The 26993-nt window shown below is 66.8% G+C and carries 23 protein-coding genes, 1 tRNA gene and 1 riboswitch; of the genes, 15 read left to right on the forward strand and 9 right to left on the reverse strand.

The annotated features are described in order from the left end of the window. Nucleotides 1–79 precede the first annotated feature (79 nt). Nucleotides 80–1606 carry a beta-N-acetylhexosaminidase gene (locus tag IWX78_RS10380; protein WP_196833457.1) on the reverse strand — a complete coding sequence of 509 codons (1527 nt, stop codon included), beginning with the start codon at nucleotides 1604–1606 and terminating at the stop codon, nucleotides 80–82. 219 nt (nucleotides 1607–1825) lie between these two features. Then, a riboswitch (ZMP/ZTP riboswitch) is annotated at nucleotides 1826–1930 on the forward strand. Between the two features lie 42 nt (nucleotides 1931–1972). Here IWX78_RS10380 and glyA point away from each other — a divergent pair. From glyA to IWX78_RS10395, 3 genes are all read left to right on the forward strand, one after another. Continuing rightward, nucleotides 1973–3244 (forward strand): serine hydroxymethyltransferase, encoded by a 1272-nt coding sequence (gene glyA, locus IWX78_RS10385; protein WP_334684682.1) that lies wholly within the window; start codon nucleotides 1973–1975, stop codon nucleotides 3242–3244. Continuing rightward, nucleotides 3241–4122 carry a bifunctional methylenetetrahydrofolate dehydrogenase/methenyltetrahydrofolate cyclohydrolase gene (locus tag IWX78_RS10390; protein ID WP_196833459.1) on the forward strand — a complete coding sequence of 294 codons (882 nt, stop codon included), beginning with the start codon at nucleotides 3241–3243 and terminating at the stop codon, nucleotides 4120–4122. The genes glyA and IWX78_RS10390 overlap by 4 nt, the downstream gene beginning before the upstream one ends. 103 nt (nucleotides 4123–4225) lie before the next feature. Beyond that, nucleotides 4226–4711, forward strand: coding sequence for a YbaK/EbsC family protein (locus tag IWX78_RS10395; RefSeq protein WP_196833460.1), 486 nt, complete (start codon nucleotides 4226–4228; stop codon nucleotides 4709–4711). 87 nt (nucleotides 4712–4798) lie between these two features. Here the strand turns inward: IWX78_RS10395 and galK are convergent, their stop codons facing one another. Both galK and galT read right to left on the reverse strand, forming a co-directional pair. Continuing rightward, entirely contained in the window at nucleotides 4799–5959 is a 1161-nt protein-coding gene (gene galK, locus IWX78_RS10400) for a galactokinase (protein ID WP_196833461.1), read from the reverse strand. Then, nucleotides 5956–7077 carry a galactose-1-phosphate uridylyltransferase gene (gene galT / locus IWX78_RS10405; protein ID WP_196833462.1) on the reverse strand — a complete coding sequence of 374 codons (1122 nt, stop codon included), beginning with the start codon at nucleotides 7075–7077 and terminating at the stop codon, nucleotides 5956–5958. Before galT ends, galK begins: the two co-directional genes overlap by 4 nt. Nucleotides 7078–7178: 101 nt before the next feature. Between galT and IWX78_RS10410 the strand changes: the two genes are divergently transcribed. Both IWX78_RS10410 and IWX78_RS10415 read left to right on the forward strand, forming a co-directional pair. Next, the gene (locus IWX78_RS10410) at nucleotides 7179–7991 is read left to right on the forward strand and encodes a DeoR/GlpR family DNA-binding transcription regulator (protein ID WP_196833463.1); all 813 of its coding nucleotides are present in this window, start codon (nucleotides 7179–7181) and stop codon (nucleotides 7989–7991) included. A gap of 48 nt (nucleotides 7992–8039) precedes the next feature. Continuing rightward, a complete protein-coding gene (locus IWX78_RS10415; protein ID WP_196833464.1) occupies nucleotides 8040–8972 on the forward strand; it encodes an aldose 1-epimerase family protein in 933 nt (310 codons plus the stop codon). On the opposite strand, the gene IWX78_RS10420 is transcribed toward IWX78_RS10415, so the two are convergent. Continuing rightward, nucleotides 8969–9478 (reverse strand): FBP domain-containing protein, encoded by a 510-nt coding sequence (locus tag IWX78_RS10420; RefSeq protein WP_196833465.1) that lies wholly within the window; start codon nucleotides 9476–9478, stop codon nucleotides 8969–8971. The genes IWX78_RS10415 and IWX78_RS10420 overlap by 4 nt on opposite strands. A gap of 229 nt (nucleotides 9479–9707) precedes the next feature. Then, entirely contained in the window at nucleotides 9708–10889 is a 1182-nt protein-coding gene (locus IWX78_RS10425) for a methyltransferase (RefSeq protein WP_196833466.1), read from the reverse strand. Between the two features lie 175 nt (nucleotides 10890–11064). Between IWX78_RS10425 and IWX78_RS10430 the strand changes: the two genes are divergently transcribed. The 3 genes from IWX78_RS10430 to IWX78_RS10440 are packed head-to-tail and all read left to right on the forward strand — an operon-like array spanning nucleotide 11065 to nucleotide 16829. Next, nucleotides 11065–11793 carry a hypothetical protein gene (locus IWX78_RS10430; RefSeq protein WP_196833467.1) on the forward strand — a complete coding sequence of 243 codons (729 nt, stop codon included), beginning with the start codon at nucleotides 11065–11067 and terminating at the stop codon, nucleotides 11791–11793. After that, nucleotides 11790–13376 (forward strand): DNA polymerase Y family protein, encoded by a 1587-nt coding sequence (locus IWX78_RS10435; protein WP_196833468.1) that lies wholly within the window; start codon nucleotides 11790–11792, stop codon nucleotides 13374–13376. The genes IWX78_RS10430 and IWX78_RS10435 overlap by 4 nt, the downstream gene beginning before the upstream one ends. 39 nt (nucleotides 13377–13415) lie before the next feature. Next, nucleotides 13416–16829 (forward strand): error-prone DNA polymerase, encoded by a 3414-nt coding sequence (locus IWX78_RS10440; RefSeq protein ID WP_196833469.1) that lies wholly within the window; start codon nucleotides 13416–13418, stop codon nucleotides 16827–16829. Here IWX78_RS10440 and IWX78_RS10445 read toward each other — a convergent pair. After that, nucleotides 16743–17699 (reverse strand): EamA family transporter, encoded by a 957-nt coding sequence (locus IWX78_RS10445; protein ID WP_196833470.1) that lies wholly within the window; start codon nucleotides 17697–17699, stop codon nucleotides 16743–16745. The two genes, IWX78_RS10440 and IWX78_RS10445, sit on opposite strands and share 87 nt — an antisense overlap. Before the next feature lie 90 nt (nucleotides 17700–17789). Between IWX78_RS10445 and IWX78_RS10450 the strand changes: the two genes are divergently transcribed. After that, nucleotides 17790–17948 (forward strand): hypothetical protein, encoded by a 159-nt coding sequence (locus IWX78_RS10450; protein ID WP_196833471.1) that lies wholly within the window; start codon nucleotides 17790–17792, stop codon nucleotides 17946–17948. A gap of 318 nt (nucleotides 17949–18266) precedes the next feature. Continuing rightward, a complete protein-coding gene (locus IWX78_RS10455) occupies nucleotides 18267–19766 on the forward strand; it encodes a phosphatase PAP2 family protein (protein ID WP_334684683.1) in 1500 nt (499 codons plus the stop codon). A 65-nt stretch (nucleotides 19767–19831) separates the two neighbouring features. Here IWX78_RS10455 and IWX78_RS10460 read toward each other — a convergent pair whose 3' ends face one another. Then, complete coding sequence (locus IWX78_RS10460; protein WP_196833472.1) at nucleotides 19832–20581, reverse strand: DUF429 domain-containing protein; 750 nt, start codon at nucleotides 20579–20581, stop codon at nucleotides 19832–19834. A gap of 238 nt (nucleotides 20582–20819) precedes the next feature. Here IWX78_RS10460 and IWX78_RS10465 point away from each other — a divergent pair, with 238 nt between their 5' ends. Beyond that, a complete protein-coding gene (locus IWX78_RS10465; protein ID WP_196833473.1) occupies nucleotides 20820–21656 on the forward strand; it encodes an oxidoreductase in 837 nt (278 codons plus the stop codon). Between the two features lie 31 nt (nucleotides 21657–21687). Here the strand turns inward: IWX78_RS10465 and IWX78_RS10470 are convergent. Beyond that, nucleotides 21688–21760, reverse strand: a tRNA-Lys gene (locus IWX78_RS10470). 101 nt (nucleotides 21761–21861) lie between these two features. Between IWX78_RS10470 and IWX78_RS10475 the strand changes: the two genes are divergently transcribed. From IWX78_RS10475 to IWX78_RS10490, 4 genes are all read left to right on the forward strand, one after another. Then, nucleotides 21862–22491 (forward strand): DNA-directed RNA polymerase subunit beta, encoded by a 630-nt coding sequence (locus IWX78_RS10475; protein ID WP_196833474.1) that lies wholly within the window; start codon nucleotides 21862–21864, stop codon nucleotides 22489–22491. A gap of 25 nt (nucleotides 22492–22516) precedes the next feature. Further along, nucleotides 22517–24094 (forward strand): phosphatase PAP2 family protein, encoded by a 1578-nt coding sequence (locus IWX78_RS10480; RefSeq protein WP_196833475.1) that lies wholly within the window; start codon nucleotides 22517–22519, stop codon nucleotides 24092–24094. Nucleotides 24095–24576: 482 nt separating this feature from the next. Beyond that, nucleotides 24577–25176, forward strand: a complete 600-nt coding sequence (locus tag IWX78_RS10485; protein WP_196833476.1) for a sigma-70 family RNA polymerase sigma factor — start codon at nucleotides 24577–24579, stop codon at nucleotides 25174–25176. Beyond that, nucleotides 25173–26066: an anti-sigma factor gene (locus IWX78_RS10490; RefSeq protein ID WP_196833477.1), complete on the forward strand. Its 894-nt coding sequence runs from the start codon at nucleotides 25173–25175 to the stop codon at nucleotides 26064–26066. Before IWX78_RS10485 ends, IWX78_RS10490 begins: the two co-directional genes overlap by 4 nt. Nucleotides 26067–26201: 135 nt before the next feature. On the opposite strand, the gene pstB is transcribed toward IWX78_RS10490, so the two are convergent. Continuing rightward, a complete protein-coding gene (gene pstB, locus IWX78_RS10495) occupies nucleotides 26202–26981 on the reverse strand; it encodes a phosphate ABC transporter ATP-binding protein PstB (protein ID WP_196833478.1) in 780 nt (259 codons plus the stop codon). Between the last annotated feature and the right edge of the window lie 12 nt (nucleotides 26982–26993).

The following is a 26993-nucleotide window of genomic DNA, read 5'->3' on the forward strand; positions in this document are numbered from 1 at the left end:
GGAAACTCCTGCCATTGTCGGCTCAGCGCCGCAGTTTGATCGATAGTGATTGAAATGCATGTTTTCCAATCACTATCGATCATTCCAGAGTTGACGACGAAACGCCAGACGGATCGAAGGCGCTGATTCCCAGGGCGCTGAAGCGCGGGTACCAGGAATCGAGGCGGCCGGAGAAGTGCTCCCAGTCGCGCCCCTGCGCTGGCGGCGCGACCGACCAGGCGATCTCGGCGATCGCGGCCAGCCGGGGGAATGTCAGAAAGTCGATGTCTGCCGGCGTGGCTACGGTCTCGGTCCACAACGGCGCCTCGACCCCGAGGATCGCGTCATCCGTCACTCCGGCGAGAATGGCACCCGGTTCCCACTCGTAAGCGTCGCGGACCGAGGTCGGTCCGCCGGCCCAGGCCTGGCCGATCGGCGTCGATTCGTCGTAGGTGATGTCGAGGTAGGCGACGTCGGCGGGGGAGAGGATGAGCGACCCACCCTGCTCGACGAAGGATGTCGCCAGCTCGGCCGCATTCTCTTGCGGTTCGACGAAGCTCCAGTATTGCCCGATCGTTCCCGGCGCGAGATCCCGACTGCGCCCGGCTTCATGCCAGGCGATCGGGATCTTGCCGTGACGCGCAACGAGCGCCGTTGCCCTCGCGATGAAACCGGGGAATTGTTCAGGCGGCGTCGTGTGCGATTCGTCTCCACCGATGTGCAGGTAGGGGCCGGGCGTCTGCGCAGCGACAGACCGGAAGATCTCGTCGAGGAACTGCCAGGTGGACGCGCTGTCTACGTCGAGGCTGGAGAACCCCACGTCGATGCCGGTGTACGGTTCGCGGGCGGTGTCATCTGCGTTGAGGTCCGCGTATGCGCTGAGCGCGGCATTCGTGTGGCCAGGGACGTCGATCTCCGGAACGACGGTGATGAACCGCTCGGCGGCGTACGCGACGATGTCCGCGTATTCCTCTTCGGTGTACGAACCTCCCGGCCCGCCTCCGACTTCGGTGGAGGCGCCGATGCCGGTGAGTTCCGGCCGACCGGTGATGGGGATGCGCCAGCCCTGGTCATCGGTGAGGTGGAGGTGGAGCACGTTGATCTTGAACAGGACGATCTCGTCGATGAAGTGTTTGACGGCATCCGGGTCGAAGAAGTGGCGCGCGACGTCGAGCATCGCGCCCCGCCAGGTGAATCGCGGGCGGTCGGTGATGACGGCGGCGGGGGCCTGCCAGGCTTCACTCTGCACCGATCGCCGCTCGATCGCAGCCGGGAACAGCTGGCGGAGCGACTGCACCGCATAGAACAGGCCGGCGGGTGTCGCGGCTGTGAGGGTTGCCCCGTCTCCTGCGGAGACCAGACGATAGCCTTCCGCGCCGAGGTCTGGGGCGTCTGCCGGGTCGAGATGCAGTGTGATGTCAGCCGCCCCGGCCGGGTCGGAATCGGTGGGGTCCTGCACGGGAAGCCTGTAGCCGGTGCTGGGGCGCAGGATCCCGGCCAGAAGATCGCCGACGGATGCTGCTGCTCCCGTTGCGAGGATTCGCGACGACTCGACCAGCGTGAACGGCGTTTCGCTGGCGATCGCGTGCAGATCGGTCGGTTGCGGGATGATGCGTACCGGGCTCATGGGTCAGACGCTCCTCTGGTGGGGTCATCGGGGGGTGTGGGCACTATCCAAGCACGCGCGGGCGCCGATTCCGCGGACGGTGTGCTGATCGGGTGATCTTCGCCCGTGAACCACGACCGTTCGACATCGGTGAGGTGCCTGACCGTCCGGAAAAGTGTGCCGGTCCGGCCGGCGGTGCCGACAGCCGAGAGGTGGGCCGGATCGCATCCGCTGCTATGATCGGACTGTCGTAACTGGCGTGCAGGCGGGGAGTGATTCCCGCCTCGGATGGTCACCATCGGGGAGCGACTGACACGGATTCGGCCGAACGCCTGGGTTGATACGGATTACCTTGAATTTGTCCGCCGCTGTCTAAAGGAGCCAGTTTTGTCCTCAACGTTCAATGCGCCTCTCTCCGAGGTCGACCCGGAGATCGCCGCCGTCCTCGAGCAGGAACTCGGGCGTCAGCGCGATTACCTCGAGATGATCGCCAGCGAGAACTTCGTACCCGTCTCCGTGCTGCAGTCCCAGGGCAGCGTGCTCACCAACAAGTATGCAGAGGGCTACCCCGGTCGCCGCTACTACGGCGGATGCGAGTATGTCGACATCGCCGAATCGCTCGCCATCGAACGGGCCAAGAGCCTCTTCGGCGCCGCATACGCGAACGTCCAGCCCCACTCGGGAGCGACCGCGAACGCCGCCGTGCTCTCGGCGATCGCCACTCCTGGCGACACCATCCTCGGTCTCGAGCTCGCCCATGGCGGTCACCTCACCCACGGTATGAAGCTCAACTTCTCCGGCAAGCTCTATAACGCCGTGTCGTACGGTGTCGATCCCGAGACGTTCCTCGTCGACATGAACGTCGTGCGCGACAAGGCGCTCGAGCACCGTCCGCAGGTCATCATCGCCGGCTGGTCGGCGTACCCGCGTCAGCTCGACTTCGCCGCATTCCGTGCCATCGCCGATGAGGTCGGCGCGAAGCTCTGGGTCGACATGGCACACTTCGCCGGACTCGTCGCAGCCGGCCTGCACCCGTCGCCCATCCCGTTCGCCGACGTCGTGTCGTCGACGGTGCACAAGACCCTCGCCGGGCCGCGCTCGGGAATCATCCTCAGCCGTGACATGGAGCTCGCCAAGAAGCTCAACTCCAACGTGTTTCCCGGCCAGCAGGGGGGCCCGCTCATGCACGTCATCGCAGCGAAGGCGACCGCGTTCCTGCTCGCGGCCCAGCCGGAGTTCACTGACCGCCAGGAGCGCACCCTCCGTGGTGCACACATCCTCGCTGAGCGACTCACTGCTGACGACTCCCGTGCCGCTGGCATCGACGTGCTCACCGGCGGAACCGATGTGCACCTCGTGCTCGCGGACCTGCGTCACTCCGAGATCAACGGCCAGCAGGCCGAGGACGCGCTCCACGAGGTCGGCATCACCGTGAACCGCAACTCGGTTCCGTTCGACCCCCGCCCGCCGATGGTCACGTCAGGTCTTCGGATCGGAACGCCTGCTCTCGCCACCCGTGGTTTCGACGATGCCGAATTCACCGAGGTCGCCGACGTCATCGCCACCGCTCTCAAGCCCGGTGCAGACATTCCTTCCCTGCGCACGCGGGTGAAGGCGCTCACCGACCGGTTCCCGCTGTACCCGGGTCTCGCCCAGTGACCGCTCGGATCCTCGACGGGAAAGCCGTCGCATCCGTCATCAAATCCGAGCTGAAGGAGCGCGTCACCGCTCTCCGCGAACGGGGCGTCGTGCCCGGGCTCGGCACCGTGCTCGTCGGTTCGGATCCTGGCTCGCAGTGGTATGTCGCAGGCAAGCACCGTGACTGCGCTGAGGTCGGGATCGAGTCGATCCGTCGCGATCTGCCCGAGTCGATCACGCAAGAGGAACTCGAGGTCGTGCTCGACGAGCTCAATGCCGACCCGGCCTGCACCGGATACATCGTGCAGCTGCCCCTGCCTGCACACATCGACACCGATGCGATCCTCGAGCGGGTCGACCCGGAGAAGGATGCAGACGGACTGCACCCGACCAACCTCGGGCGGCTCGTTCTCAATGTGAACCGGCCGATCCACACGCCACTGCCGTGCACGCCCCGTGGGGCGATCGAACTGATGCAGCGGCACGGCATCGAGCTCGCAGGCAAGCACGTTGTGGTCGTCGGCCGTGGGGTCACCGTCGGCCGGGCGATCGGTCCGCTGCTCACCCGCCGCGAGTTCAACGCGACAGTGACGCTCACCCACACCGGGACCGTCGGCCTCGACGACCTGCTGCGCACTGCCGATGTCATCGTCGCCGCAGCCGGTGTGCCCGGAATCGTGACGGCGTCGGCCGTGAAGCCGGGAGCCGTCGTGCTCGATGTGGGTGTCAGCCGTGAGACAGATCCGGAGACCGGCAAGAGCCGCGTCGTCGGAGACGTCGACCCGGCCGTTACCGACGTCGCGGGGTGGATCTCACCCAACCCGGGCGGGATCGGTCCGATGACACGCGTGCAGTTGCTCACCAACGTGGTCGACACGGCGGAGCGTCAGAACCCGTAGTCCGTGGAGAGAGCGCAGTTGTGGCTCGAAAACCTTATGTTTTCGAGCCACTACTGCGTTCTCGACGGGTACAGGGCGGCGACCGGGTCAGTAGGATTTCGCCATGACCGACAACCGGCCCAGCCATCCCACCGTCGAACGTGTGCTCGCCGAACTTCGGGCGGGCGGAATCGGCGGCGATGTGCGTTGGTTCGATGATGCGACGCCGACGGCCGTCCACGCCGCTGAAGCGCTCGGTGTCGAGGTCGGAGCCATCGCCAACTCACTCGTCTTCACGCTCGACGGCGAGCCGGTCCTCGTTCTCACCTCAGGCGCCCACCGCGTCGACACGCTCTGGCTGGGTGAACAGCTCGGCGGGCGACTCAAGCGAGCGGATGCCGCCACGGTCCGGTCGGCGACGGGGCAGGTGATCGGTGGGGTGGCCCCGATCGGTCACCCGGCTCCTGTGCGCACCTTCGTCGACACGGCGCTCGCCGACTACCCGGAAGTCTGGGCCGCTGCCGGGCATCCGCACACGGTATTCCCGACCACGTTCGAGCAGCTCGTCCGGCTCACTGGAGGGACCGCGACCGCAGTCGAGCCCGGCTGACCGCGCGAGGAGCGCTCGGGCTGTCAGTCGACACGCTCACCGGCTGCCGGACTCCGGCCTGGGCACCTGGTGAGGGTGTGGGCGCGGCTAATCGAGGCGCGACGCGCCGTCCGCTGCTGTCACCGTGAAGAGTTCCGGTTCGCGGAAGCCCCGGGCGGCGAACGCCGCCGTGACCGCGTCTGCCACGACCGGAAGCTCGGAAGCACGCACGAGCGCGATAGCCGCCCCGCCGAAACCTCCGCCGGTCATCCTGGCGCCGACAGCACCGGCTGCGCCGGCGGCCTCGACGGCCACATCGAGTTCAGGCACCGAGATCTCGAAGTCGTCGCGCATCGACACGTGGGAAGCGGTGAGCAGGTCTCCGATGGCCTCAGGCCCCTCCAGGCGCAGGGTACGCACCGTATCGAGCACCCGCTGGTTCTCGGTGAGAATGTGCCGCACGCGGCGGAACGTCTCCTCGTCGAGCACCTGGGCGGCGCGGTCGAGGTCGTCGACATCGAGGTCTCGCAGGGAGGACACACCCATTTCTCGTGCCCCGCGTTCGCACGACGCCCGACGGTCGGCATACCCACCGGTGGCGTGGGCGTGAGAGACACGGGTGTTGATGATGAGGAGCACCAGCCCTGCAGCGTCGAAGCCCAGCGGAATGACCTCGGCGTCAAGGCTGCGGCAATCGAGGAACACGGCGGCATCCGCACGGCCGAGCAGTGACGCAGACTGGTCCATGATTCCCGTGGGCGCCCCGACGGCCTTGTTCTCGGCGAGCTGCCCGACCCGGGCGAGGCGCTCGCGGTCGAATCCCAGGTCCCAGACCTCGGTGAGCGCGACGGAGACCGCGCATTCGATCGCCGCCGATGACGACAGTCCTGCTCCGATGGGGACGTCCGAGTCGATGTGGGCGTCGAAACCGCGGGCGGCCGCGAGGTCGGCCCCGAACTCGCCGAGTGCCCAGACCACGCCGAGCGGGTAGGCGGACCAGCCCGAGAGCGCGGCCGGTGTCACATCGTCCAGACCGATCCGGACGATGTCGTCGGTGTACGCCGTCGTGATCTGGATCGTTCGGTCATCCCGCGGCGCGAGGGCGACGACGGTGGAACGGTCGATCGCGAACGGGAAGACGAAGCCGTCGTTGTAGTCGGTGTGCTCCCCGATGAGATTGACCCGGCCGGGTGCGCGCCAGACGCCGGAGGGCTCACGCGAGAACCGCTCGGTGAAACCGGCTCGCGCCCTGCTGCTCAACTCGCTCATACGGGGTTCTCCTTCTCGGCGCGGGCGATCGCCTCGCGCACACGTTCTGCGGTCTGCTCCGGAGGGATGTCGCCGATCCAGGCGCCCATCGCCGCTTCGGAACCGGCCAGGTATTTCAGTTTGTCTGCTGCCCGACGGGGTGACGTGAGCTGCAACATCAGACGGATGTCGTCGCGCCCGACGGCGACGGGCGCCTGGTGCCAGGCGGCGATGTACGGCGTCTGGGTGTCGTAGAGCGCATCGACGCCGCGCAGGAGCCGCAGATACAGTACGGCGAGTTCGTCGCGCTCGTCGTCGGTGGTGCCGGCGAAGTCCGCGATGTGTCGGTGGGGGAGCATGTGCACCTCCACCGGCCAGCGCGCGGCGAACGGCACGAACGCCGTCCAGTGCTCGCCACGCAGGACGACACGATCCCCGGCCTGCTCACTGGCAAGGATGTCGGCGAACAGCGTCGGTCCGTAGGTGTCGACGGATGCCAGCAGCCGTTGTGTTCGCGGCGTGACAAAGGGGTAGGAGTAGATCTGACCGTGCGGATGCAGCAGCGTCACGCCGATCTCCACGCCGCGGTTCTCGAACGGGAAGACCTGCTGGATGCCGGGAAGGACAGACAACGCGGCGGTGCGTGACGCCCAGGCTTCGATCACGGTACGGGCGCGGGATCGGCTGAGCGACCCGAACGACCCCTCGTGTTCGGGGCTGAAGCAGACGACTTCGCAGCGTCCGACCGATGTGCGCGTCCTGCCGATGCCGACCTCGGCGAGATCGTCGAGTCCGCCAGGGGCGTTGTCATCCTCGAGCAGGGGACCGAACGACGGCGAACGATTCTCGAAGACGGCGACGTCGTAGTTGCTCGGAACCTCAGACGGGTTGGTCGCGGTTTGCGGAGCGAGCGGGTCGAGGTGAGCTGGTGGCAGGAAGGCACGGCTCTGGCGAGCGGAAGCGATCGAGATCCACTCGCCTGTGAGGGGATCCTGCCGCATGGATGCTGTCACCGGCCGGCCAGGCAGCTCGCGGCTGTCTGCCGATCGCTCAGGGCCGAGAGTGCTGTCGGCGTCGTCGAAGTAGATGATCTCGCGACCGTCGGCGAGGACATCCGACTGTGAGGTGATGGCAGACATCGTGGAGGAGCCTTCCGAGCGAGGGGCTTTCGAATACGTAAATGATTGTAGGCATGTGTTGAGCCATTGACAAGCAAACGAAAGTAAATGAAGATATGGCCATGCCGTCCCTCAAGCAGTCCGCCGACCTCGGCGAAGCGGTCCCCGCGCTGGTCCGCCGCGAGCGAATGGCGGAACTCATTGCCGGGCGTGGCTTCGTCCGCGTTGCGGAGCTGGCCGAGGCATTTTCGGTCAGTGAGGTGACGGTGCGCACCGACCTGGCCGCCCTCGACGAGGGTGACGGCATCCGTCGGGTACACGGAGGGGCGGTCCCGCGGGGTGCCCGCGCCCGGGAGACGAGTGTCGAGGAGTCGCTCGAGGCATCCGCTTCGGCCAAGCAGGCCATCGGCCGACTGGCCGCTTCGCTCGTCAGCTCCGGTCAGAGCATCCTGCTCGACGTGGGCTCGACGACACTCGCCGTCGCTCAGGCTCTGAAGGCGCGCACCGATCTCGAGGACGTCGTCGTGATCACGAACGGCCTGCACATCGCGCTCGAGCTCGAATCGGAGATCCCACGCTTCACCGTGATCGTGACCGGTGGGGCGCTGCGACCGCTCCAGCACTCACTCGTGCACCCGCTCGCCCGGACCGTTCTCGACCAGGTCCACGCCGACATCGCCATCCTCGGCTGCAACGGCGTCGATGTCGACGGTGGCGTCACGAACATCAACCTGCCGGAGGCCGACGTGAAACAGCTCATGGTCGCGGCGGCCGAGCGGATCGTCGTCGTCGCGGATGCCTCGAAACTCGGCCAGGTCAGCCTCGGGGCGGTGGCGCGGCTCGATCAGGTCGACCTGCTCGTCACGAGTGGTGGCGCAGATCACACCCTGATCGCCGAACTGGCCGCTGCCGGCGTCGAGATCCTCACAGCCTGACCGGCCTCGACTACGCTCGACACATCCACCGCCCAGAGGAGAATCCCCATGAACGCTGTCACCGGTGAGCAGTTCGACCTCAGCCTGGAGACGTCGTCAGGCGGCATCGTCGAGGCCACGATCACACAGGTGGCCGCTGGCATCCGTCGGCTGAGCGTTCACGGAATCGACATCGTGCCGCCATATGAGGCCGGCGTGCAGCGCCCCCTCGGCAGTGGGATGGTTCTCGTTCCGTGGCCGAATCGCATCCGTGACGGTCGGTGGATGCTCGACGGCGCTGAGCAGCAGCTTGCTCTCACTGAACCCAGGAAGAACAACGCCAGCCATGGGCTGCTTCGCTTCAGTCCGTATTCGGTCGCTGCCCGCACCCCGTCGACGCTGAGGCTCGATGCGCGGGTGTTCCCGCAGTCCGGATATCCGTTCCTGCTCGACACGATGGTCACCTACCGGCTCGTCGACGCCGGCATCGAGGTCACGCACACTCTCACAAACCAGTCGGATGCCGCGGCACCGGTCGCGATCGGAGCTCATCCGTTCTTCACCGTCGGCGACGTCGAGCCTGACGACCTCACGGTCACCGTTCACGTCTCCTCCCGCATCGAGGTCGACGAGCGCTCGCTGCCGACCGGTCAGGAAACGCCCGTCGACGGGACATCGTCCGACCTGCGCGGAGGCGTGCGCCTCGGCGACCTCGAGATCGACGCGGGCTTCAGCGGCGCTGAGTTCACCGACGGCATCTCCGAACATTGGATTTCAGCGCCGGACGGCCGCACCGTGACCGTCTGGGGCGACGAGAACTTCGCGTACTGGCAGGTGTTCACCACCGAGTTGTACCCCGGGCAGTCGAAGGCCGTCGCGATCGAGCCGATGACGGCTCCCGCCGACGCCTTCAACTCCGGCCAGGGACTGAAGTGGCTCGCCCCGGGCGAAACCTGGGAAGCCAGCTGGGGTGTGCGCGCCGACGGTTTCGCGCCGGTCTAGGGAATCTCGACGGCGTCCGGTCCCACACCGACGTCGTCCACGAACCGGCTGACCCGCTCCTGCAGACCGACGATCTGTTTCTCCCGCGCGGCCTTCACGTCGAAACCGAGGTAGGCGACTGCGGGGAGTTTGCGGGCGTTGATCGAGCAGCCGAAGTCAGCGCACACGAGCGTTCCGATCGTGTTGCCTTTGCGGCCGGCAGCGCCGGCTCGTTTGACGCCGTAGAAGACAACGTCATCGGCGAGGGTGATGTCCTGGCACCAGGAGCAGAGCACGCGTGCGCGGGGCAGGGCTTCGGCCTGCTGCAGGAGGATGCTGACGAGAACGCCGCCGCGGCGAAGCGTGACGTACGCGCGCCGCGGCATTTTGCGGTCGCGCCAGCCGAAGAAGTCGAGGCGGTCCCAGGTGATCGCGTCGAAGTCGAGGGGCAGGGTCATGTCGCTGACCTCCTTGCGGGAGGCATTGATGAACGATGAACGGATGTCTTTTTCGGTCAGGGAAAGCATGTGAGAGGTCTCCAGGCAGTCGGCTCGATGAGCCGGTTTCGATCCGGGCGGGGTGCGCCAGGCAGAGGGATCGCACAGGGGTCTGACCTCTGGTCAGGCAGCGATGCGCGAGTCTCACTGGAAGGTGAGACGGGTCGGCGAGGCGGAACTACCTCGTGCCGGCGAAGACAACGCCGGCAACCTCCTGACGCCCCGAGGGCGAATCCTGGTGGGACTGCATGGTCCAAGCCTATAGTGCAGTCGTGGTGTGCTGAGCGTTCCCGAGCCGCCAGAGAGACGTGACCTCTGCCGCCCTCGCGGCATGCAGGGGATCCCGACTGTCTGTCGACCTGGCGTGGGTCGGTCGGGTGTCCATCCGTCCGAGAACCGTGAGTCCGGCGTCGTCGATGGCGTCGAGGAGGTCGCCGCGGGAGCGCAGGCCGAGCCGTTCGGCGATGTCTGAGATGACCAGCCAGCCCTCTCCGGTCGGGGTCAGATGAGCGCTGAGCCCGGCAAGGTAGCCGGCGAGCATCCGTCCGTCCTCGTCGTAGACGGCGTAGTCGGTCGCCACCTTCGGCGTCGCAGGAATCCACGGCGGGTTGCAGACGACGATGTCTGCCCGGCCGTCGGGGAACAGGTCGGTTTCACGAACGGTCACGGTGTCGGCGAACCCCAGGCTGGCGATGTTCTCGCGTGCGCAGGCGATCGCGCGCGAGTCCAGATCGGTGGCGACGATGGTGCGGATGCCGCGGCTCGCGAGAAGCACTGAGAGCACGCCGGTTCCGGTGCCGATGTCGAACGCGGTCGATGCGGCTGCCGGGAGGGGTGCTGTTGCCACGAGGTCGAGGTATTCGCCGCGCACAGGAGAGAAGACGCCGTAGTGCGGGTGGATGCGGTCACCGAGAGCGGGCACTTCGACTCCGGTCGAGCGCCATTCCTCTGCCCCGATCACGCCGAGCAGCTCACGCAGCGAGACGACGGATGCCTCGCAGGCCTCACCCCACGCATGAGCGGCGGCAGAGCGGATGTCGGGGGAGCGGCGCAGGGGAACGGTGCCGTCCGCGGCGATCGGAACGAGGAGCATCCCGAGGATCGTTGCGCGTCTCAGCGCGGTTTCGCGCGAGCGGACGAAGGCCGCGGTGATGTCGTCGTTCTTCGGGGCGCGGCTCTCTGGCAGCCGTCTGCCCATCGCACTGAGCAGCTGCCTGGCATTGTGGAAGTCGTCGGTCCAGAGGATTGCGGTTCCGGCGGAAGCCAGCCGGAACGCGGTCGCCGCCGTCATCGAGTCGTCTCCGAGCACGACCCTGACCGGTGCAGGCCAGCCGCTCTCCGAGCGCCAGAGGGCGGATCGTGGCGAGCCGTTCTCGACCCAGTCGATGCGGGCGGGATCGACTGATCCGCTCGGTGTCTGGGTCTGAGTCCTCTCGGACATGGGTCTGCTTTCGGAGCATTTCTGACGGGTCGGGATGTGGTGTCCAGTATTCCATGGGGCGGGGCGGAGGGTGCTCGGGAGGGCAGGCGGGCGACCTGAGGCGGGTATCTCGAGCGACTCTCCCGGGCTGTTTCACCCGATTGACTTAATCGAACATGTGTTCGATTATTAACGCATGTCCCTGTCCGTCGCCCCCGTTCACTACCCCGGGAATCCGGGGCAAGCGACGAGCCAGGTGGCCGAACTGCAGGCGCGCATCAGGGGAATGCAGCGGACCCGGATAGATTCGCACGGGCTACCGACATCACCGGGCGTCGCTGAGCTGCTCCCCGGGGGAATGCTCCGCGCCGGCACCGCCTATTCGGTGCACGAATCGACGAGCCTCGCCCTTGCGCTCCTCGCTGGTCCGAGCGCCGCAGGGGCGTGGTGCGGCGTGGTCGGGATGCCGTCGCTCGGCGTCGAAGCGGCAGCGGCAGCAGGCGTCGACCTCGACCGTCTCGTCCTCGTTCCTGAGCCGGGAGCCCAGTGGCTGCAGGTCACCGCTGCACTCGCCGACGTCGTCACCGTCGTGCTCGCCCGCCCACCTGCACACCTCAGCGCCGCCGAGGTCTCACGGCTGGGCTCCCGGTTGCGGCAGCGGGGGTCGACACTCATCGCCCTGGGCGACTGGCCGCAGAGCGAGGCGACGTTGCGGGTCACAGATGATCGCTGGATGGGGCTCGGAGACGGCCACGGTTACCTGGCCGCCCGTCGGGTGACGGTCGCGGTCAGCGGACGCACCCTCACCGGCAAACCGCGGCGCAAGGAGCTGTGGCTTCCTGACACCGAGCAGGTGATCCGCCCGGCCGGACTGGCTGGAGTGTCCGCCCGTCCAGAGAGATATGACGATGCGGCCGTCTCATGACCACCGCATCTGTATCTTCCTCGCCTCTACCGGTGCGGACCCTGCTGCTCTGGTGTCCGGACTGGCCAACGAACGCCGCAGCTGTGGAACACAGCATCTCCTCGGAGGCGCCCCTGGCTGTGATCGACCGCGGCGAAGTGTTCGCTTGTTCGCCTTCGGCCCGCCGTGACGGCGTCCGTCGGGGCCTCCGGGTGCGTGAGGCACAGTCCCGCTGCCCCGACCTGATCGCGCTGCCATACGACCCGGTGCTCGACCATCGGGCATTCGAGCCGGTCATTGCGGCGGTCGAACAGATCGTCCCTGGCGTCCAACTCTCCCGTCCTGGGACGTGCGTGATGCGGGCGCGGGGACCGAGCAGGTACTACGGCGGTGAACGGCCGGCCGCCCAGGCGCTCTACGACACGCTCGCTGCCCTCGGGGTGCCCGGAGCCCGGCTGGGAATCGCCGACGGCCCCTTCGCCGCCGAACAGGCCGCGAAACTGCGTTCACCGACAGTGACGGATGCCGTCCGCATCGTCCCCGTCGGCAGTTCGCCCGAGTTCCTGTCCGGCTTCGGCGTCGACATCCTCGACCGCCCTGGACTGACCGGCCTGTTGCGCCGGCTCGGCATCAGGACTCTCGGCGACTTCGCCGCCCTCGATGAGATGCAGGTCCGCGACCGGTTCGGCCCTGACGGTGTGCTCGCGTACCGGCTGGCCTCCGGATCGGACCCGGGCGACATCGATGCCCGAACTCCACCGGCAGATCACTCGAGCGTCGTCGAGTTCGAACCTCCGCTCGACCGGGTCGACCAGGTGGCGTTCGCCTTCCGAACCGCCGCCGAGGAGTTCGTGGCGCGGTTGCAGGCCTCAGCTCTCGTCGCGACGGCGATTCGGATCGAGGTGTCGACCGATGGCGGCGATTCCCGTTCACGGACCTGGCTGCATCCGCGCTGGTTCACCGCGGGCGATGTGCTCGACCGGGTGCGCTGGCAACTGCAGGGTACTGGGCTGGTTGAGAGCGGACTCAGCAGCGCCATCTCCCGGCTCCGGGTCGAACCCGAGAGCGTCGACCCGGCAGGCAACCACGAGAACGGGTTGTATGGGGGAGCGACCGATGAACGCATCCACTCGGGATTGTCGCGGGTGCAGGGCATGGTCGGCCATGCCGGAGTGCTCACCGCGCGTATCGCCGGTGGCCGGCAGCCAACTGATCGCCGGGTGCTCGTTCCGTGGGGTGACCTGCCGCCGGGCGGGGAAGCATCCGTCCGTGCGGCGCAGGCGCTCCCGTGGCCGGGGCGGCTGCCCGGGCCGCCACCCGCCACCGTTTTTTCTGAGAGACAGCGGGTGCTGGTGCAGGCGGCAGGCGGAGGGGAGATCGCCGTCGACGACCGCGGGGAGCTCTCAGCCGTTCCCGTGCAGTTCACCGGGCCTGGGCGTGTTTCAGGACCTGTCAGCGCCTGGGCGGGCCCGTGGCCGGTCACCGAACGCTGGTGGGACGGTGGCCGTCGGCTCAACAGGTTTCAACTGGTCGACGGGAGCGGGGGAGCCTGGCTTCTCGTGCTCGACGAGTCCGGCTGGTGGGCTGAGGCCCGCTATGACTGAGCGGATGCAACACCGCGCGAGATCCGCGGGGGTGCGCTGATGGGCTGGCACAACCCTCCTGTGCCGTGGGCCGAGTTCGAACGCGCGCTCTCGGATGCGAGCCGCCCCGGCTCGCCTCCTCCGGGTGCAGACGGCGGAGACAGTCCCGCCTGGTCACGCAAACGGCTGGCATACGTTCCAGAACCACCCACACGTCCTGCCCCTGCAGGCGAGGCGGTGCCATACGTCGAACTGCACGCGCACTCCAACTTCAGCTTCCTCGACGGTGCATCGTCACCCGAGAAACTCGTCGAGGAGGCAGCGCGGCTGGGTCTTGACGGGCTCGCCCTCACCGACCATGACGGACTGTACGGGATCGTGCGGTTGGCCGAAGCCGCCGAAGCCCACCCCGGGCTGCGCACGATCTTCGGAGCCGAACTCTCGCTCGGTCTCAGCAAACCGCAGAACGGCGAGCCAGACCCGGAGGGCACCCACCTCGTCGTGCTCGCCAGGCGTGAAGAGGGGTACCACCGGCTGGCGGGTGCGATCACAGCGGCGCAGCTTGCGCACGGTGCCGAGAAAGGGCGGCCGCGCTACGACATCGACGACCTCGCCTCTGCGGCAGACGGAACCTGGCTGGTGCTGAGCGGATGCCGCAAAGGCGCAGTCCGCACCGCCCTCGCGACGGAAGGCGCGTCTGGGGCTCGTCGGGAACTCGCCGAGCTCGTCCGGCTGTTCGGCGACGGCAACGTGGTCGTCGAACTGTTCGATCACGGAAACCCCGGAGACACCACAGCGAACGACACTCTCGCTGAGTTGGCCGCTGCACTCGGGCTGCCGGTGGTCGCAACGACCGGGGCGCACTACGCGACGCCGGCGCAGCACCCGCTCGCCTCGGCGCTTGCCGCCGTTCGTGCCCGCAGGAGCCTCGACGACCTCGACGGCTGGCTGCCGGCATCCGGTGCCGCGCACCTCCGCAGCGGCGCCGAGATGGCCCGCAGGTTCGCGCGCTACCCGGGTGCTGTCGCCCGCACCGTCGACCTCGCCGACGAGCTGGCGTTCCGGCTGCGGAGCGTGAGACCCGGGCTGCCCCTGCAGGAAGTCCCTGAGGGGCACACGCCGATGAGCTGGCTGCGTGAACTCACCTGGCAGGGCGCCGCGAGACGGTATCCGGGCGCGGACGCCTCCGTCACCGAACGGATCGAACGGGAACTCGACGTGATCGAGCAGAAAGACTTCCCGGGCTACTTCCTCATCGTGCACGAGATCGTCCAGTTCGCCCGCAGCCGTGGCATCCTCTGCCAGGGGCGTGGCTCCGCCGCGAACTCGGCCGTCTGCTATTTGCTCGACATCACCGCCGTCGACTCGATCGCATACGGACTGCCGTTCGAACGGTTCCTTTCGAGCATGCGCGACGAAGAACCAGACATCGATGTCGACTTCGACTCCGACCGGCGTGAAGAGGTGATCCAGCATGTCTATGAGAGGTACGGGAGGTTCAACGCAGCCCAGGTGGCGAACGTCATCACCTACCGGCCCAAGTTCGCCGTCCGCGACATGGCCAAGGCGCTCGGGCACAGTCCCGGCCAGCAGGATGCCTGGTCGAAGCAGGTGGAACGCTGGGGATCCCTCAGTCCGAACGATGAGCACGACATTCCCCAGCCGGTGGTCGACCTCGCCAGGCAGGTGCTGACCTTTCCACGCCACCTCGGCATCCACTCCGGGGGAATGGTGCTCACCGATCGCCCGGTCGGCGAAGTATGCCCGATCGAGCATGGGCGGATGGCTGGCCGGACCGTTCTGCAATGGGACAAAGACGACTGCGCCTGGATGGGCCTGGTGAAGTTCGACCTGCTCGGCCTCGGCATGCTCGCCGCCCTGCAGTATTCGTTCGACCTGGCCGCTGAGCACTGCGGTGAGCGGTGGGACCTCCAGTCGATGCCGAAAGAAGAGCAGGGCGTGTACGACCAGCTCTGCCGCGCAGACACCGTCGGGGTGTTCCAGGTCGAGAGCAGGGCGCAGATGGGCATGCTTCCCCGGCTGCAGCCGCGGTGCTTCTACGACCTCGTGATCCAGATCGCCATGGTGCGGCCCGGTCCGATCCAGGGCGGCGCCGTGCATCCGTACATTCGGAGGCGAACGGGTGGTGAGCCTGTGACCTACCTGCACCCCGACCTCGAACCGGTGCTCAAACGCACCCTCGGTGTTCCGCTGTTCCAGGAGCAGCTCATGCAGATGGCCATGGTTGTCGGTGGCTGCACCGGTGAAGACGCCGACCTGTTGCGCCGGGCGATGGGCTCGAAGCGTGGGCAGGAGAAGATCGAGTCGCTCAAGGCCAAGCTCTACGCGGGAATGGCAGACAACGGCATCACCGGAGACGATGCAGACACGATCTACCTGAAGATCCAGGCCTTCGCGAACTTCGGGTTCGCCGAGAGCCACTCGATCAGTTTCGCCCTGCTCGTCTACGCAAGCGCCTGGATGCGCCTGCACTATCCGGCGGCGTTCCTCGCTGCCCTGCTCCGTGCACAGCCGATGGGCTTCTACTCACCGCAGTCGCTGGTGGCGGATGCCACGCGGCACGGCGTCGAGACGCTGCGTCCAGACATCCTGCTCTCCGGGGTGGAGGCGGTACTCGCGCCGCTCGACGCCGGATCTTCCGCTGAACCCCCCGGCCCTGACGCCTGTGTCGACGCGCACCAGCCTCCCGTCGAAGCGTTCGACCTCTCCGCCGACTTCGACCCGGCGACCCATCGTCGTGACGGTCGCTACGCCGTGCGTCTCGGGCTCGCCGGCGTGACATCCATCGGGGTGCGCAAGGCCGAGCAGATCGTGGCCGAACGGGAACGCGGGGGAGGCTACCGCGACATGCGTGACCTCGCCCGCCGGGTCGGCCTCACCTCCGCCCAGCTCGAAGCGCTCTCGGCAGCCGGAGCCTTCGACGTCTTCGGCATCTCACGGCGGGGCGCCCTGTGGGACGCCGAACAGGCATCCCAGGAACGCCCTGACCAGTTGCAGGGCAGCCACCTCACCGTGCAGCCGCCCCTGTTCGCGATGCTCTCCGGTGAGGAACAGGTGATCAACGACCTGTGGTCCACCGGGATCACCCCGGATGATCACCCGATCAGGTACGTGCGTCCCGCGCTCGCCGAACGCGGGGTGAAGAGTGCCGAGCAACTCAAGACCACCGAGTCAGGCCGGCGGATCGAGGTCGGCGGCGTCGTCACCCACCGGCAGCGGCCGGCAACAGCGAGTGGAATCACCTTCATGAACCTCGAAGACGAGACCGGGCTGGTCAACGTGATCTGCAGTGTGGGGGTGTGGGGTCGTTACCGCAGGACAGCCAGGGAAGCTCCTGCGATGATCGTTCGCGGCATCCTGGAACGGTCACCGGAGGGAATCGTCAACCTTCTCGCCGATCGGCTCGAGCCCCTGCCCCTCAGCGCCAGGACCAGATCCAGGGACTTCCAGTGATCCTCCGCGACTGGTCTTCCGCAGCCGGATCACGGCCATTGCCAGCCCGGTGAGCATCACAGCGCCACCGAGAAGTTCGCTGAGGGTCGGCACCTCACCCTGCACCAGCCATGCAGCGGCGATGCCGATGACAGGCACGAGCAGGGTGAACGGCACAACAGCGCTTGTCGGGTATCTGGCCATCAGGGTGTTCCAGATGCCGTACCCGATGAGCGAGGCGGCGACCGCCGTGTAGAGGGTGCTGAGGATGGCGACGAGCGAGAGGCTGGACAGTGCGCCGAAGACGGTGCCAGGGCCATCGAGCATGAGCGCGAGGGCGAAGGTCGGGATCGGCACGATGAGGGCAGACCACACCACGAGGGAGAGACCGGATGCCGCCTTTGCCCGGCGGCTGAGCACGTTGCCGATGGCCCACGACAGAGCTGCTCCGAGGGTGACGACAAGAGGCACCCATGGCGCCGTGACGCTGTGGCCGACCACGACGATGCCGAGACCGAACGTTCCGATGACGATACCGACCAGCTGGCGCCGGGTGGGACGCTCGCCGAGGAAGCCGGCCGAAATGACGACCGTCAGGATCACCTGCGTCTGCAGGAGCAGCGACGCCAGACCTGCAGGCATTCCCAGGTGGAGGGCGACATAGAGCAGGCAGAACTGGCCCAGGCTGAGGAACGTGCCGATGGCCAGGATGTTCCGCCAGCCGATGGTCGGTGGACGGACGAAGAAAACAGCGGGAATCGCGACGAGAACGAACCGGAGGGCCACGAAGACAAGAGGAGGGACACCGTCCAGTCCTTCGTCGATAATGACGAAGTTGACACCCCAGATCACCGCGACGAGCACGGCGAGGAGACTGTGTTTGAGGGTCACGTTCCCACTGTGGCACAGTCCCCGACCGGCCATCGCCGACCAGGCGGCGTCGACGACCACTGGCGCACGGATTTTCGCTAGACTGGATGTATGGCTTTCGTCCTCTCCTTCGCGCTGTTCATCGCCGGCTGTTTCCTCTTCGGCTTCGCGTTCACCATCGAGAGCTTCCAGGCCATCGTTTTCTTCGCCGGTATCGTCGCCATCGCGTTGTCGTTCGGTATCCCGGCACACGTCCTCGCCAAGCGCTAGGTTTCCTGTGGCCGGCTTCGGCTGGGAACGCTCGTCGCGAGCAGCTGATGAGCGTGTTCGGTCTCATCTGGCCTGGTCCTGCCACGCGTCGAGCGCGAGCCGCCGAGCCACCCTGAGCGACCGGCGGTCCCGCCTTCCTCCGAACGTCGACGTCGCGCGCGGATAACGCTTTCCAGATTTCCTTGCGCCCCGAACAGGGCTGTTGTCATAATGTCAGGACGTATTGATGTTCTGGGGGCGAACGCTCTGCCTTCCGGCGGTCGGTGCGTGATCGAGTGGTCACCGAGATCGCCGATTCCGTTTCAGGAGGACTCAAAGATGAAGCAACTCCCGTTCACCCGGAGGCCCGACGCCTCTCAGAGGATCGCCGTCGCACGCTCCGGCGCAACCGGACGCTCGCGAGCGTCCCGCCGCCGTGCAAGCGGTATGGTCGCAGCCGGTACCGGGCTGAGTATTCTGCTCTCCGGCGCAGGCGCAGGCGCCGCTGTCGCTGCTGCACCGTTCCCCGCCGACGATCTCACTCGCTCGTACCCGTCGAACGTTTCCTATCGCTATGAATTGATCATGGATTCGTTCACCGTGCTTCGGGACGACGAGGCGATCATCGCCCATAACGACGCGACGACGATCGCGATCAACAACTCGGCGTCACCCGAGCAGGTCGATCGCGCGATCGTCGACCAGTACGCCGATATGTCCATCTCCATGGCAGACGCTTTCGGGCAGAACCTTGGCGCCTTCTACACCGAGGGCCGGCTGAACGGTGAACTGCCCAAGGTGGAGGCGTTGATGGCGAAAGAGGGTGGATTGATCGGCTACCACTCGTCGTCAAACCCGTCGAAGGAGTTTTTCTCCTACGATCGTCCATACATCCGGATCCCTGAGCTGTTGCAGTACCGTGACAAGCCCGACGGTGACGCCTGGGAATCGACGAGCGGCTCGTTCCCCAGCGGGCATACCTCGCAGGCCTACTGGCAGGGAACCGCGTTCGCCGTCATGCTGCCCGAGCTCGCTCCCCAGATTCTGGCGCGAACTTCTGAGGCGAGCAACAATCGAATCGTCATGGCGGCTCACTATCCGCTCGACGTGATCGGCGGACGGATGATGGGCAACCACATCCTGGAACGCCGAATGACAGACAGCGAGTTTCGGCCTCTCATCGCTGCTGCCGCCTCTGAGTTGCGCGATTATCTGGAAACCCGATGCGGAGACACCATCGAGGTGTGCATCGCCGAGGACACTCCGTACCTGAACGATGAGGAATCACTCGCTGTCTACGAAGAGCGGATGACATACAGCTTCCCGCGGGTCGCCGCGAGCGGCCTGCCCGTCAGCGTCCCGGACGACGCCGAATCGCTCTTGCTCACGAGTCACCCGGACCTCACCGCTGAGCAGCGTCGTCGCGTGCTCGAACTCACCGCGATCGACTCCGGTTACCCCCTCGACCAGGGCAACAGTATCGGTGGATGGCAGCGGATCAATCTTGCCGCGGCCATGGCGGCTGAGGTCGTCGTCGCTCCTGACGGTTCGGTGTCACTGGCAGATGACGCTGCGCCGTCGCCGGAGCCTGAGCCTGATCCGTCCGACCCGGGCACCTCGCCTGATCCGTCGGACCCGGGCAACGCACCCGAGCCGAACGCTCCCGGGATGCCGGCGGACGTGGACGGCGCGATGCCGACCGCTGACGATTCCGCGGCCGCTGATGACCTCGCCGATACCGGAGCCGACCTGCCGGTCAGCGGGTTGGGCGCTGCCCTGATGGCGCTGGTCGCCGGGGCCGCCCTGCTGGTACTCCGCCGGCGTATCGCCCGTCAGTAATACAGAAACCGGGAGGGCGGGGGTCGGAACGTGGCGCCCCCGCCCTGACGCATCCCGGCCGGGCGCTACGTCGCCTGCGACACCAGATCGGCGAGTCGCCCTGATGGCAATGCGATCCAGCCTTCCCGCCTCGCCCGGTCGACGAGAGGCGGGGGCGGTGCCTCGTATCCGCCGAGCGCGGCATTCCGCGCGGCGAGCGCCGCGATGACCGCGTCGAGGGCATCCGCTGACCTGATCATCAGGTCGCTGTGACCTTCGAGTTCCAGCCACGGCGCGGCCTCCCTGAGCGCCAGGAGAAGCAGTGATCGGCTCCGTGGGTCGGCGCGGTATCCGGCCGTCGGGAGTCCCCACAGTCGCAGACTGGCTCCCGGGTACACCTCGACAACCACTCCGGAGCCGGAGCGGTCCACGGGAACGCCCGTCTCCTCGATCCGGCCGAGCAATCCGGCGCAGCGCATGGCGGTGAGCCCGAGACGGTCGGTTGACACACTGAGTGGCCACCGCCCCGTGAGGCGTCGAACCTCTCTGTCGGTCTCCCGGTAGGCGAGGGTGCGGCGCCAGTCCATCCCGCCGTCGACCCGCACCGAGCGGTTGTCGCCCGTGGCATGGGCGGTGACGAACTGAACGAACTCATCGGGCCAGCCGAGTGCACAATCGATCCCCAGCTTGTCGACGGTCCCCGCCGACTCGGCGATCTGGGCATCTGCAACGCCCAGATGGAGTTCTCGAAGCGACGCAGCCTGCCCCTGCCAGTCGATGACCGCGAGAGCGGTGCCCCTGCTCTCAGCGGCAAGGTCGACACCGGCTGTCAGCATCTCACCAGACTAAGCCGTCGCGCCGGGCCTCCGGGCGCCTGCGGGGCGGCACTGGACGCATTTTCGTGCGGGCGCGGAGCAAGCCTCCGCCAGAGCGGGTGCGGTCGAGTCGGAACTGGTCGTCTGACGCTGCGCCGCCGGGCGGCCTCCCGGCTGAGCAGGCGGGGTAGTGAGTCGGTGACGGGTAGGGTTTCCCAACACCGGCCGTCTTCTCATTCACCGACGAAGGAGTTCTCACATGCCCACATGGTTCATCACCGGATGCTCGACCGGCCTCGGCCGCGCCCTCGCCGAAGCCGTGCTCGACCGTGGCGACAACGCCGCCATCAGCGCACGCGACGTCGACAGCATCCAGGACCTCGCGGATGCTCACCCCGCGTCGACCCTCGCCCTCTCGCTCGATGTCACGAATCAGGCGCAGGTCACGGCTGCCGTCAGGGCGGCGGAAGAGCGCTTCGGCTCGATCGACGTGCTCGTGAACAACGCCGGCTATGGGTATCGTGCGGCCGTCGAAGAAGGAGCTGACGGCGATGTCCAGCAGCTCTTCGCCACCAACTTCTTCGGACCGGTGTCGCTGATCAAAGCCGTACTACCCCGCATGCGGGCACGACGATCGGGCACGATCGTCAACCTGTCGTCGATCGGGGCACGGATCTCTCCTCCCGGCTCCGGATACTACGCAGCAGCGAAGGCCGCGCTCGAGGGCATGACCGCCTCGTTGAAGAAAGAGGTCGAACCTCTCGGCATCGCCGTCATGGCCGTCGAACCCGGTGGATTCCGCACCGATTTCGCCGGGCGATCCCTGACCCAATCTGCCGAGCCGATCACTGACTACGCCGAGACCGCCGGTAAACGTCGCAAAGAGGTCGACACCGCTCACGGCACCCAGCCGGGCGACCCGCGCAAAGCAGCATTGGCACTTATCGAGGCCGTGGACTCGCCCGCGCTGCCCGGGATCCTCCTGCTCGGCGACGACGCCGTCGATGGTTTCCGTGACGCGCTCACCGCACTGCTCGCCGAGACAGAGAAGTGGGAGGAGCTGAGCCGGAGCACCACGATCGGGAGTGGATCGTGACGTCGCCTGCGGAAACGGCGACTGCGGAGGGTGGGCCCCGCCGGGCTCGAACCGGCGACCCGCGGATTAAAAGTCCGATGCTCTACCAACTGAGCTAGAGGCCCCAACACAGTTAATCTACCGGTTCCCGCTGGGAGCTGTGACCACCCCGATCCAGCCGCCGCGGAGTAGCGTTGAGCCGAGTCAGATGGGAGAGGGGACAGTGATGGCTGAAGACTTCCACAAGCCGACCAAGCTGCCGGGCAAGATCATCGAATCGTTCGTGGGCGGTATCGACCCGGCAGAGTCGAGCCGGATCGCCCATGAGACGGCGATGGCCCTGCTCGCCCGGGTTCGGCAGGACCCCGACCCCGACGTCGTCGATCGGCTCATCGCCTACACGGACGAACACGGGATCGACACCATCGCCGAACTGTGGTCGCGGGCGACGCCCCGCAGCCTGCCAGGTGCGCTCTGGCGGATCTACCTGCTTCGCCTGATGATCCGCGAAGACCCCCACGAGTCGAGTTTCCTGTTCCAGCGGGGCAGCGAGATCATCGGCACCATCGACCCTGTCGTGGCCGGTGCCTCGATGCCGACAGGTCCCGACGAGATCATCGTGCTGGCCGATCAGATTCTCCGCGGACTGTTCGAAGGCGACTTCGCCGTCGCTCTGGAGCGAGCGGCGGCATTCTGCCGCGTGTCTGCGGCGGGCAGCGCGAGCGTCGCAGACGATTCGGATGCCACTGCACCGGCGCGGTCGGCCGAACTCACCACCCGCGCACTTCGGCTCTCCACCCTCGCCGCTGAGCTCGGCAGTTGCGCGAAGCTCTGGCGGCACGAATCGCTCGACTGACATCCTGCCGCATTACTGTTGGGTCATGAGCCCGAGCCGCCTGGCACACCCGATCCTTCTGCTCAGGCGCGTCGCCGCACTGCCCGCCTGGGTCCGTCGCGTCGACGCGCGAGCCGGCAGACGGATCAACGCACGCGGGGTGCATCCTGGCGTCGACAGGAGCATGGTCCGACTCTCGCGCTCCGCTGACCGCGGCGTGCTCTGGTTCGGTGCCGCTGCGGTGCTTCTGCTGCTGACGAAGTACCGACCGGCTGTGCGCGGGGTGGCATCCCTCACCGTGGCGAGTGCAGTGACCAATCTGGTCGGCAAGGAGCTCTTCGGTGGCAGCCGGCCGCTCCTGAAAGACATTCCGGTCGGTCGCCGGCTCGTCAGCCGGCCCGAGTCCGGATCCTTCCCGTCGGGGCACTCGGCCAGCGCGGCGGCGTTCGCCGCCGGTGTCGCCCTCGAATCGCCGGCGATCGGTGCGGTGGTCGCCCCGGTCGCCGGTGCCGTCGCCTACTCACGACTGCACACCGGCGCACACTGGCTGTCAGACGTGCTCGGCGGTGTCGCGATCGGTGCCGGAGTGGCTGTTCTCGGCAAGCTGCTGTTCCCCGTTCCGCGTCGCCCTCCGAAGCGGGAAGGCGGTACACCTGTCGACTCGGCGGCGTCTCCGACCGGCGACGGGGTGTTCCTCGTGCGCAACCCGTCGTCAGGGGCTGCCGTCCTCGGGCGAGCCGATCCCGTTCCCACCCTGGAACGGCGTCTGCCAGACGCCCGCATCCATGTGCTCACCGACGACGAGGATGTCACCGCCGTCGTTCGAGCGGCGATCGATTCCGGGCAGCGCCCCCGCATCCTTGGGGTCTGCGGCGGCGACGGGATGGTCGCCACCCTGGCGCAGCTCGCCCGGACAGCAGGGTTGCCGCTCCTTGTTGTGCCCGGTGGGACGTTCAACCACTTCGCCCGCACCGCCGGAATCGACACGGTAGACGATGCGCTCGATGCGCTGGCCGCCGGCGACGGGCTTCGCGTGGACGTCGCCGAGCTGAAACTCGGAACGGTTGCTCCTGAGACGGTGATCAACGCGGCATCCGTCGGTCTTTATCCGGACTTCGTCGCCGCTCGAGAAGAGCTCCAGCCCGTGCTGGGCAAATGGATCGCCGGGGTCGTCGCGGCAGTGCGGGTGATCGGTCGGTCAGACCCGGTCGAACTCGTCGTCGACGACCGGCGGATCATGGCCTGGTCTCTCTTCGTCGGCATCAACCGCAACCACCCGCACGTCCCCGCCCCGATGCAGCGCCGCCGCCTGGACGACGGTGTGCTCGACGTTCGCATCCTGCACGCGCGCAGCCGGATCCAGGCCATCAGCGCGCTGTCGTTCGGCCGGCGCAGCAGCGCCGTGCTCGCCCGACTGGGCCTGTTGCCCGTCTCCTCTGTCGAATCGTTCACCACGCGGAACCTGCAAACGGCCGTCCGCCCCCGGGAAGGGCAGCCGACTGGCTTTGCACACGACGGCGAGGTGCGACTCGAGATCGACGGCGCAGAGACGCCGCAGGGCGGCTACCTCTCGCGGGTCAGGATTCTCGATGGCGGGCTCACCATCTACGCGCCGCGCCGCTGAACGGGCTCTGATTCTGTACAACGCCGGACGCCGCCAGCGCCCGGGCTGTTCGCGATTGGAGAACAGGGAACATCCGGAGCAGCAAGTTGTTACACTGATTCAGGCCGGGCCGCATAACCCCGGGCTCCAATTTTTGCCGCCGCGAGCGGCCTTCCGCCGAGAGGCGTTTTGCGGCCCGGCTCCTTTTCTTTTCAGCACTTCTCCCACCGCGAAGAGTCTGACAGTTGGCTGAAATCAGATACCCGGAGCAAACCGCTTGGGCGATCGCACCGAATCGTTGGTATGACCACACAGATTCGGCTGAACACCAGGTTCGCCCTCCCGGTGAATCTCGTGCCAGGCCTCCCCGCCGCTTACCCGACCGGCGATTGGCGAAAACACCGCCAGGATTTTGGGTAGGGGCTCGATCCCGGCAGCCGGGCGAACGATATCAAACCCGTCACTCGCCTGCATGCCGTCAACGCAATCGCGACAGACCTGACATGCTAGTCCTTGTGGAAAATGCTCCTGGTACCGAAAGCGAGATCGGCACGCCGTCGTCGACGCTTGAGGACTACCTCGGTCGCGTTGCTGCAGGGGACCAGCAGGCTTTCGCTTCGCTCTACGACCTGATGGCTTCGCGAGTTCTCGGCCTGATCCGCAAGGTCCTCATCGATCACGCGCAGTCCGAAGAGGTCGCCCAGGAAGTCTTCCTCGAGATCTGGCAGAACGCCACGCGGTTCGAGGTCGGCAGGGGAGCGGCAGCATCCTGGATCATGACCATCGCTCACCGCAGGGCGATCGATCGGGTCCGAGCTTCACAGGCCGGTCGAGACCGTGACGTGAAGATCGGCATCCGGGACTTTCCCACCGCATTCGACGAGGTCGCCGAATCGGCCGAAATCTCCATCGAACACGAGAGAGTGAGCCGTGCAATGGCAAACCTCACGGAGATCCAGCGACAGGCCGTATCGCTTGCGTACTACGGCGGATACAGCCAGAGCGAGGTGGCAGACATTCTGTCTGTTCCCCTCGGAACCGTGAAGACCCGTCTCCGCGACGGAATGATCAGACTACGAGACGAGTTGGGGGTGGCATCATGACCGAGCAGCAGAATCCTTCTGAGCTTGCGGGCGCATACGTCCTCAACGCCCTCAGCGACCAGGAACGGGTCGAGTACGAGCGTCACCTCGCGTCATCGGCCGACGCTCGTCGTGAGGCTGACAGCCTCGAAAACACCGCAGCACTGCTGGGGTTCGACGCCGAACCTGTCGAGCCGCCCGCCTCGCTGCGTGCCGACCTCCTCGCTGCCATCGCAACAACTCCTCAGCTTCCCCGCCAGACCGCGACGGATGTCTCCGACGCGGTCGCGACGCCTGCTCCGGTGGCGTCATCGGCCGCTACTCCCCAGCAGCAACAGCCTGCACGCCCGACGATCGTCCCGGCCGCTCCCGGCACGAAAGCGGCGACCACCAGGGCGTCCTCGACCAAGGCTCAGCGAAAAGCCGAGCGACGCTGGTATACACAGCCGCTGGCCTTCGCCGTTGCCGCCGTCGCTCTCGTCGCTGTGCTGCTCGGCGTCAACACCGTCACCAGTGCCCTCAACAACGGGAACGGCCTCACCCAGGCTCTCCAACTGGCCCAGATCAACGCCCAGCCCGATGCGCAGCGCGAGACGATCAAGCTGACCAACATCAACGACGACCAGCGCGTCGTCGCCACCCTCGTGTGGTCGGGTGACCTCGGCCAGTCCGTGATCATCGTCGACGGGCTTGCCTCGCTCCCCGATGAGAAGACCTATGAACTCTGGTACATCAATGACGAGGGGCCGGTCTCAGCCGGAACGTTCAACACGAGCGGCAACGGAGACAGCTGGCGCATCCTCGACGGAGAGATGGGAGCGGGGGACGCTGTCGGCGTCACGGTCGAACCCGCTGGCGGCTCCGAGCAGCCGACCACCGATCCGCTGATCGTCATCCACACCGCTGCTTAGGCAGCATCCGCTGCACGCTCGCATGGCAGCTGCCAATACGAACGATCGGTCCCGACGGGCTGCCCGCCGACTCGGCGAGTAACCATGCGGGACCGATCGTCATCCCCCCGGTGTCGAACCCAGGGTCGCGGATGTCTACCCGAAACGACCCGAAACGTAGTCTTCAGTCGCCTGAACGGTCGGCTGGGTGAAGATGGTGTTGGTGTCGCCGTACTCGATCAGCTTGCCCGGCTTGCCGGTGCCGGCAATGTTGAAGAAGGCGGTCCGGTCGGAGACACGCGATGCCTGCTGCATGTTGTGAGTGACGATGACGATCGTGTACTCGTTCTTGAGTTCTTCGATCAGGTCCTCGATGGCGAGGGTCGAAATCGGGTCGAGGGCTGAGCACGGCTCATCCATGAGCAGGATATCGGGGGAGACAGCGATCGCGCGCGCGATGCACAGACGCTGCTGCTGACCACCGGAGAGGCTCGAGCCCGGCTTGTCCAAGCGGTCCTTGACCTCTTTCCAGAGGTTGGCACCCTGCAGGGACGACTCGACGAGCTCGTCTGCGGCAGGCTTCGAGATGCGGCGGTTGTTGAGCGACACGCCGGCGAGCACGTTCTCACGGATCGACATGGTCGGGAACGGGTTCGGGCGCTGGAACACCATACCGATGTTGCGGCGGACGAGCACAGGATCGACCCCTGCCGCGTACAGGTTGTCGCCGTCGATGAGGACCTGTCCCTCGACGCGGGCACCTGGGATGACCTCGTGCATCCGGTTGAGGGTGCGGAGGAACGTGGACTTGCCGCAGCCGGACGGGCCGATGAATGCGGTCACGCTGCGGGGTTCGATGGAGAGCGAGACGTCTTCGACGGCGAGGAACTTGCTGTAGTAGACGTTGAGGTCTTTGACTTCGATGCGCTTGGACATGGTTTCCTTTGG

The sequence above is a fragment of the Mycetocola sp. CAN_C7 genome, assembly GCF_015752285.1.
In the GTDB taxonomy this organism is placed as follows: domain Bacteria; phylum Actinomycetota; class Actinomycetes; order Actinomycetales; family Microbacteriaceae; genus Mycetocola_A.

Coding starts and splice junctions, on each gene's coding strand:
- IWX78_RS10380 (WP_196833457.1), bottom strand. CDS start 1,606: ATGAGCCCGGTACGCATCATCCCGCAACCGACCGATCTGCACGCGATC.
- IWX78_RS10395 (WP_196833460.1), top strand. CDS start 4,226: ATGACCGACAACCGGCCCAGCCATCCCACCGTCGAACGTGTGCTCGCC.
- galK (WP_196833461.1), bottom strand. CDS start 5,959: ATGAGCGAGTTGAGCAGCAGGGCGCGAGCCGGTTTCACCGAGCGGTTC.
- galT (WP_196833462.1), bottom strand. CDS start 7,077: ATGTCTGCCATCACCTCACAGTCGGATGTCCTCGCCGACGGTCGCGAG.
- IWX78_RS10410 (WP_196833463.1), top strand. CDS start 7,179: ATGCCGTCCCTCAAGCAGTCCGCCGACCTCGGCGAAGCGGTCCCCGCG.
- IWX78_RS10415 (WP_196833464.1), top strand. CDS start 8,040: ATGAACGCTGTCACCGGTGAGCAGTTCGACCTCAGCCTGGAGACGTCG.
- IWX78_RS10420 (WP_196833465.1), bottom strand. CDS start 9,478: ATGCTTTCCCTGACCGAAAAAGACATCCGTTCATCGTTCATCAATGCC.
- IWX78_RS10425 (WP_196833466.1), bottom strand. CDS start 10,889: ATGTCCGAGAGGACTCAGACCCAGACACCGAGCGGATCAGTCGATCCC.
- IWX78_RS10430 (WP_196833467.1), top strand. CDS start 11,065: ATGTCCCTGTCCGTCGCCCCCGTTCACTACCCCGGGAATCCGGGGCAA.
- IWX78_RS10435 (WP_196833468.1), top strand. CDS start 11,790: ATGACCACCGCATCTGTATCTTCCTCGCCTCTACCGGTGCGGACCCTG.
- IWX78_RS10440 (WP_196833469.1), top strand. CDS start 13,416: ATGGGCTGGCACAACCCTCCTGTGCCGTGGGCCGAGTTCGAACGCGCG.
- IWX78_RS10450 (WP_196833471.1), top strand. CDS start 17,790: ATGGCTTTCGTCCTCTCCTTCGCGCTGTTCATCGCCGGCTGTTTCCTC.
- IWX78_RS10455 (WP_334684683.1), top strand. CDS start 18,267: ATGAAGCAACTCCCGTTCACCCGGAGGCCCGACGCCTCTCAGAGGATC.
- IWX78_RS10460 (WP_196833472.1), bottom strand. CDS start 20,581: ATGCTGACAGCCGGTGTCGACCTTGCCGCTGAGAGCAGGGGCACCGCT.
- IWX78_RS10465 (WP_196833473.1), top strand. CDS start 20,820: ATGCCCACATGGTTCATCACCGGATGCTCGACCGGCCTCGGCCGCGCC.
- IWX78_RS10475 (WP_196833474.1), top strand. CDS start 21,862: ATGGCTGAAGACTTCCACAAGCCGACCAAGCTGCCGGGCAAGATCATC.
- IWX78_RS10480 (WP_196833475.1), top strand. CDS start 22,517: ATGAGCCCGAGCCGCCTGGCACACCCGATCCTTCTGCTCAGGCGCGTC.
- IWX78_RS10485 (WP_196833476.1), top strand. CDS start 24,577: ATGCTAGTCCTTGTGGAAAATGCTCCTGGTACCGAAAGCGAGATCGGC.
- IWX78_RS10490 (WP_196833477.1), top strand. CDS start 25,173: ATGACCGAGCAGCAGAATCCTTCTGAGCTTGCGGGCGCATACGTCCTC.
- pstB (WP_196833478.1), bottom strand. CDS start 26,981: ATGTCCAAGCGCATCGAAGTCAAAGACCTCAACGTCTACTACAGCAAG.